Annotated in this window: 7 protein-coding genes; 4 read left to right on the top strand and 3 right to left on the bottom strand. The window is 60.5% G+C overall.

Annotation, left to right across the window (positions count from 1 at the left end; genetic code table 11):
- Positions 1 to 109: 109 nt before the first annotated feature.
- From ACW9I6_RS29430 to ACW9I6_RS29415, 4 genes are all read left to right on the top strand, one after another.
- Positions 110 to 820: an ABC transporter ATP-binding protein gene (locus ACW9I6_RS29430; RefSeq protein ID WP_177035949.1), complete on the top strand. Its 711-nt coding sequence runs from the start codon at positions 110 to 112 to the stop codon at positions 818 to 820.
- Between the two features lies 1 nt (position 821).
- Entirely contained in the window at positions 822 to 2087 is a 1266-nt protein-coding gene (locus ACW9I6_RS29425) for an ABC transporter permease (protein WP_003210004.1), read from the top strand.
- Between the two features lie 11 nt (positions 2088 to 2098).
- Positions 2099 to 2620, top strand: coding sequence for a DUF3299 domain-containing protein (locus ACW9I6_RS29420; protein ID WP_102369991.1), 522 nt, complete (start codon positions 2099 to 2101; stop codon positions 2618 to 2620).
- A gap of 96 nt (positions 2621 to 2716) precedes the next feature.
- Entirely contained in the window at positions 2717 to 3415 is a 699-nt protein-coding gene (locus ACW9I6_RS29415; protein WP_003210007.1) for an OmpW/AlkL family protein, read from the top strand.
- 98 nt (positions 3416 to 3513) lie between these two features.
- Here the strand turns inward: ACW9I6_RS29415 and ACW9I6_RS29410 are convergent, their stop codons facing one another.
- From ACW9I6_RS29410 to ACW9I6_RS29400, 3 genes are all read right to left on the bottom strand, one after another.
- On the bottom strand, positions 3514 to 3876 hold the full coding sequence (locus ACW9I6_RS29410) for a response regulator (protein ID WP_102369993.1): 363 nt from the start codon (positions 3874 to 3876) through the stop codon (positions 3514 to 3516).
- 6 nt (positions 3877 to 3882) lie between these two features.
- Complete coding sequence (locus tag ACW9I6_RS29405; RefSeq protein ID WP_087692346.1) at positions 3883 to 5343, bottom strand: ATPase domain-containing protein; 1461 nt, start codon at positions 5341 to 5343, stop codon at positions 3883 to 3885.
- 350 nt (positions 5344 to 5693) lie between these two features.
- Entirely contained in the window at positions 5694 to 6584 is an 891-nt protein-coding gene (locus ACW9I6_RS29400; RefSeq protein ID WP_008436463.1) for a sugar nucleotide-binding protein, read from the bottom strand.
- Between the last annotated feature and the right edge of the window lie 296 nt (positions 6585 to 6880).

The following is a 6880-nucleotide window of genomic DNA, read 5'->3' as shown; positions in this document are numbered from 1 at the left end:
CAGACGCCGCGGTGCTCCAGAAACACCGCGGTGATGCCATCGCAGGCAAGCCAGCTCCTACAGTTGATCGGTGTCATCATCCAAATCGAGCCAGACCACTGACCTCCCTATGACCCAAGCACTTATCGAACTGTCTGACCTGGGCTTCAATTGGCCCGGTCACCCACAGTTGCTGGACATCCCCACGTTCCGCCTGGAGCCGGGGGAAACCCTGTTCCTCAAGGGCCCCAGCGGCAGTGGCAAGACCACCCTGCTCGGCCTGTTGGGCGGTGTGCAAAAGCCCAGCCGCGGCAGCATCCGCCTGCTGGGCCAGGAACTGACCGAACTCTCGGCCGGCGCCCGCGACCGTTTCCGGGTCGACCACACCGGCTACATCTTCCAGCAGTTCAACCTGTTGCCGTTTCTCTCGGTGCGCGAGAACGTCGAGTTGCCCTGCCACTTTTCACCGTTACGGGCACAGCGGGCAATCCAGCGTCACGGCAGCGTCGACCAGGCTGCCGCGACCTTGCTCGCCCACCTGGGCCTGAAGGACAAGAGCCTGCTGGAGCGCCGCGCCGACTCCCTGTCCATCGGCCAACAACAACGGGTGGCCGCTGCCCGTGCGCTGATCGGCCAGCCGGAGCTGGTGATCGCCGACGAGCCGACCTCGGCCCTGGACTACGACGCCCGGGAAGCCTTCATTCAGTTGCTGTTCGCCGAATGCCGCGAAGCAGGCGCCAGCCTGTTGTTCGTCAGCCATGACCAGAGCCTGGCGCCGCTGTTCGACCGCAACCTGTCGCTGGCCGAACTCAATCGCGCCGCCACGCCCGCAGAGGTTTGAGATGTATTTGTTTCGACTAGCCATGGCCAGCCTGGCTAACCGCCGCTTTACCGCGATCCTCACCGCCTTCGCCATCGCCCTGTCGGTGTGCCTGTTGCTGGCGGTGGAACGGGTACGCACCGAAGCCCGCGCCAGCTTCGCCAGCACCATCAGCGGCACCGACCTGATCGTCGGCGCGCGTTCCGGCTCGGTGAATTTGCTGCTGTATTCAGTGTTCCGCATCGGCAACGCCACCAACAACATTCGCTGGGACAGCTACGAGCACTTCGCGGCCAACCCGCAGGTAAAATGGGCGATCCCGATTTCCCTCGGCGACTCCCACCGTGGCTACCGCGTGATGGGCACCAACGAATCCTATTTCGAACACTATCAATACGGCCGCCGGCAGAACCTGGAACTGGCCAGCGGCCGCGCCTTCGCCACCGATCCATTCGAAGTGGTGCTCGGCGCCGAAGTGGCCGACGCGCTGCATTACAAGCTCGGCGACAAGCTGGTGCTGGCCCACGGCGTGGCGGTGGTCAGCCTGGTCAAGCACGATGACAAGCCGTTCACCGTGGTCGGCATTCTCAAGCGCACCGGCACTCCGGTGGACCGCACACTGCATATCAGCCTCGGCGGCATGGAAGCGATTCACATCGACTGGCACAACGGCGTGCCGGCCCAGGGCAAAGGCCGGATCAGCGCCGACCAGGCTCGCAACATGGACCTGACGCCACAAGCCATCACCGCGTTCATGCTCGGTTTGAACAACAAGATTTCCACCTTCGCCCTGCAACGGGAGATCAACGAGTTCCGTGGCGAGCCGATGCTGGCGATCCTGCCGGGCGTGGCGCTGCAAGAGCTGTGGAGCATGATGGGCACGGCTGAAAAAGCGCTGTTCGTGATCTCGCTGTTCGTGGTGCTGACCGGCCTGATCGGCATGCTCACCGCGATCCTCACCAGCCTCAACGAGCGCCGCCGGGAAATGGCAATCCTGCGTTCAGTGGGCGCGCGGCCCTGGCATATTGCGACCTTGCTGATCTTCGAAGCCTTCGCCCTGGCATTGTCGGGCGTGATCGCCGGCGTCGGGCTGCTGTATGTGTGCATCGCCGCGTCGCGCGGGTATTTGCAGGCCAACTACGGCCTGGACCTGCCGCTGTCGTTGCCGAGCGAATATGAATGGACCCTGCTCGGCGGTATTCTCGTCGCAGCCCTGCTGATGGGCAGCGTGCCGGCCTGGCGCGCCTACCGGCAATCGTTGGCCGACGGCCTGTCGATACGTTTATGAGGAAGCTGTTGATGCGTCGCGCCGTGCTCGCACTGTTGCTGCTGGTGGCCCTGCCCGTGTGGGCTGAAGACCAGCCCAAGGACCTGTCGTGGCAGGAGATGATCCCGCCGGACGCGCCGCCGGAAATCCCCAACATGAAACCGCTGCACGACTTGTCGGGCATGGCCGATGCGTTGTCGGTGGAGTCAGCGCCGGCCGCCAAGCAGGACCTGCCCAACGCGCCGGTCGTACAAAGCCTGGACGGCAAGCACATCCGCCTGCCGGGTTATATCGTGCCGCTGGAAGTCAGCGAGGAAGGCCGCACCACGGAGTTCCTGCTGGTGCCGTATTTCGGCGCGTGCATCCATGTACCGCCACCGCCGTCGAACCAGATCGTGCATGTCAAAAGCGAAGTCGGCGTGAAGCTCGACGAGTTGTATCAACCGTACTGGATCGAAGGCCAGATGCAGGTCAAACCGTCCAGCAGTGAACTGGCCGATGCCGGCTACCAGATGGATGCCGACAAGATCTATGTGTACGAGTTGCAGGAATAACCCGTGATTGCGCTTTCATTGAGCTGAGTCAAAAGCTCGAACGTTACGATCTTTACCATTGGACACAGGCAATTAATAACGTCCTTTGGAGCTCCCATGAACAAGTCCCTGCTCGGCGCGTCGCTTGTCGCGCTCGCCCTCGTCGCCCCTGTTGCCCACGCTCACGAAGCGGGTGACATCCTGATTCGCGCCGGTGCCATCACCGTCAACCCGAAAGCGGACAGCAGCAGTGTCAAGGTTGACCAGGGCCCGCTGGCCGGGACCAACCTGGGCGGCAAGGCGACCATGAGCAGCGACACTCAACTGGGTTTGAACTTCGCCTACATGTTCACCAGCCACTGGGGTATCGAACTGCTGGCGGCCACGCCGTTCGAACATGATGTGAAGATCAAGAACACCGCCCTGGGCGCTGCCAACGGCAAGCTCGGTACGCTGAAACACCTGCCACCGACCCTGAGCGTCGTGTACTACCCGCTGGACAGCAAGTCGGTATTCCAACCGTACATCGGCGCCGGTATCAACTACACCTGGATCTACGACGAGCACGTCGGCAGCCGCGCCGAGCAGGCCGGCTTCAGCAACTTCAAGGCGGAAAACTCCTGGGGTTGGGCCGCGCAGATCGGTGCGGACTACATGATCAACGACAAGTGGATGATCAACGCCCAGGCGCGCTACATCGACATCAGCACCAAGGCCACCGTGGATAACAACGCCCTGGGCCAGGGCACTCGGGCCAGGGTCAATGTGGATGTTGACCCGATGGTGTACATGGTCGGTATTGGCTACAAGTTCTAGGTTCTACCCAAGGCCCTGTTGTACAGGGCCTTTTTTGTGAGGCTTCCCCTGGAGGCAAGCGCCAATCAGAAGCCAGGCACACGCCCGTGTGCTGCGAGTCAGGCTTCAGCCAGGAGCTGGCGAACTTCAGCAATGACCACGTCAATGTTGAACGGCTTATTCAACACTGCATTGAACAAGTCCGACCGCTCCATACCAATATGGGCCTGGGCTCCGCTGATCAGGATGATGGGCAAGTGATTGACTGCCGGTAGCGCGCGGACAGCTTCGGCAAACTCCTGGCCATCCATGACCGGCATCATGAAGTCGGTGATGATCAACGCTGGCCGCTCGCGCTCCAGGACCTCGAGTGCTTTCTGGCCATTGCTCGCTTTTACGACCATGTACCCCTCATCCTCCAGCGCATAGCCGAGAATGTCAGCGATCAAATACTCGTCGTCGACGACCAGGATGGTGGTCATGTCAGTTCAACCCGAATCAGAGACTTTGGACGTTGAGCCCGGCAGCGAAGAATCATTAGGGACCGCCAATGCATTTCTTGATGCCTTCTTCAGGTCAACGCCGTTTTCATGGATTACCACTTCAAGAAGCGAAGGATCGTAGAAGCTGTCTCGTACCTTAAGAATCGAAAGCATTCTTCTTAGTTCAGATTGAATCTCGAAGAAACGCATCAGCATCAGGTTATCGACAATACTGGAGAGGTCCGGGGTTGGAGAGCTGACCTCCGAACCAAAAACGTCACGCATCTCCCATGAGGCAAACACCGTTACGCCACGGGCACGAAGCTCGCTCATCAAGGCGCTGTAGAAATCAGTGATACGAGCCGGGTTTGTCGACACCCGGGTCATGCCGCTCAAGCTGTCGATGAACAGGCGCTTGATGCCCTTTTCCTCAACCATTTTCAGCAGCCGTGCGCCGAGACCATCGATCAGGCCTTCTGTGGTGGGTTGCCAGGCAATACTCAGCGCACCACTTTCTTCCATACCCTTGATATCAATCCCCAGCGATTGGCCTTTGAGACGTAACCGCTGCGGGCTTTCATAAAAACCGAAATGCAGGCCCGGCGCGTCCACTGTCGACTCTGCGAGAAACCTGAGCCCCAGCGTGGTCTTCCCGACGCCGGAAGGCCCCATGACGAGGGTAACGGAAGAGCTGTGCAGGCCACCGCCGATGATGGCGTCCAGCGAACCGATGCCGCTGGTGATACGCGTCAGATCGGCACTGTCAGGTAAAGACGGATGGCTGTAGAGGCTTTCCAGACGCGGATAAACCACCAGGCCATCGTCGGTAATTTCACACTCGTGCAGTCCGGTCAGTGCACCACTGCCTCGAGTTTTGCGCAGGTGAATACGGCGCACCGAACGGCTGCCGTGAAGCTCTTCACCCATCTCGATCACACCATCAACCATGGTGTGCTCGGGACTGCCGTCGTCCAACCGGGAACTGGTGAGAAACAGCACCGTACAACCGGCGAACGCGGCGTGCCCTTGCAGCTCGGAAATGAATTTTTTGGTGTCGATGGGCGAGTCAGCCTTGGAGCGTGCATTGAGCAAGCCGTCGACCACTAACACGGTGGCCTTCTGACGACTGATCTCACGCCGAAGCAGCTTGACCACTTCATCGAGACCTTCGTTCTCAAGGGTGTCAAACGCACTGACGAACTGAATCTCGGCTCCCACCCGGGAAGCATCAAAGAAGTTCAGGGTCGAGAGGAACTGAAATAAACGGTCGTGGGATTCGGCCAGCAACGTGGCAACCAGTACACGGCCCCCATTGCGCGCATGGTTAAACCCCAGCTGATTGGCGAGGATCGTTTTACCGGATCCCGGGCGCCCCTGGATGATGTAGGAGGCACCTGCGACTAGCCCACCCTTGAGCAGAGCATCCAGCCCTTCTATTCCGCTTTGAAGGCGATTTAGCTTTTCCACAATGCAACCCTGATGTGAACAACAGGCTCTTGAGCCGAAGGTTTACGATGCTAACTCCATTTGTTCAAACGGGCTATCCACTCAGCCGTTCAAGCGCGGGCCATATACCTGGCTGAGTCCCAACCCAGTTCCCTGGCCATTGTCTGTGATAGAGACGGCAATGTAACTTCCGTTCATAAGGGGATAACCATTGAACGCCGGGATAAGGTCCATCGACTCAACACAGATGACCGCCCGCACCAAAGGTTTCAAATTTTTCGCAGGCCGCTGCGCATCCGGCTGGCCAACACCTATCACGTGTAATCGTCCGCGCACTGCCACAAAAAAGGCGCCTGTTTTAGGCGCCTTTTTTATGTTTGACCGTGTCGATAGAACCGGTCGAGCAACGCCGGCAGCCCGGCCCGCCATGCCCGTGGCTTGATGCCGAAGGTGTGGAGGATTTTCTTGCAGGCCAGCACCGCGTGTTGCGGCTCGTCGGCTGCATCCGGACGGGCGGCGTGGGCCTGGGCGGTCGGTGCTTCCACAGCCAGCGGGTGGAAGTTGCGCGCTTCGGTCAGGATCGCCTGCCCCAGCGCCAGCGGGGTGGTCGCTTCGTGGCCGGCGTAGTGGTAGGTGCCCCACAGCGGCGCGGCGCAATCGAGTTGCTTGAGCACCGAAATGATCACCCGCGCGGCATCGTCCACCGGCGTCGGGTTGCCCCGGCGGTCGTCGGCCATCAGCAGCTCATCAGGTTTTTCGGCACGGGCCAGGAAGCGCCCGAGGGTGCCGTCGACGCTGTCATCCAGCAGCCAGCCGAAACGCAACAGCACGTGCTGCGGGCAGGTGGCGCGTACGCTCTGCTCGATGCGCCACAACGCCTGGCCTCGCAGACCCAAGGGCACGGGTTCGTCTTTCTCGCTGTAGGCGGTGGCGCGGGAGCCGTCGAACACCCGGTAGCTGGACGGTTGCAGCAGGGTGATGCTGTGGTGCTGGCACAGTTCGGCCAGGCGCTCAATCGCATATTCCTGGGCGGCCAGGCGTGTCTCGCTGACCGTCTCCGCCTGAAACCAGTCGAAGTAATAGGCGAGATTGATCAAGGCATCGGGACGGGTGTCGTCGAGCAGTTGCGTGAGGCTCGCGGCATCCCAGCCGTCTTGGGGCGGGCGCGGGGCGAGGAAACCGATGTCTTCCTCCGCACCGAGGCGAATCAGCGCCTGCCCGAGGGCATTCCCGCCGCCCAGTAACATAAGGCGCATTCGCATAGATTGAGCAGGCCCGGTCTGTTTGGAACGATGGTTATTATCGACAGGCTTGTGAGCCATGCCGTTGGCATTTGCCAGAATCGTTGCATTTTGCGGGTTTGTAGCGCAACCGTCACTTATAAAGTGCGCCGCCGATTGCGGCCGGGGGGCTTTAGGCAGAGAGAGCCTTTTTATGGCTAGGGAGCATGCAGTGGCTAGGGACCTTGCTGCGGTAAGGGAGCTTGCTGTGGCCAGGGAGCTTCTTGTGGCGAGGGAGCTTGCTCCCGCTGGGCTGCGTAGCGGCCCCAAAAAAGCGG

It is taken from the genome of Pseudomonas sp. SDO5522_S412 (assembly GCF_054071215.1).
This window is presented reverse-complemented; position numbering and strand designations above follow the sequence as displayed.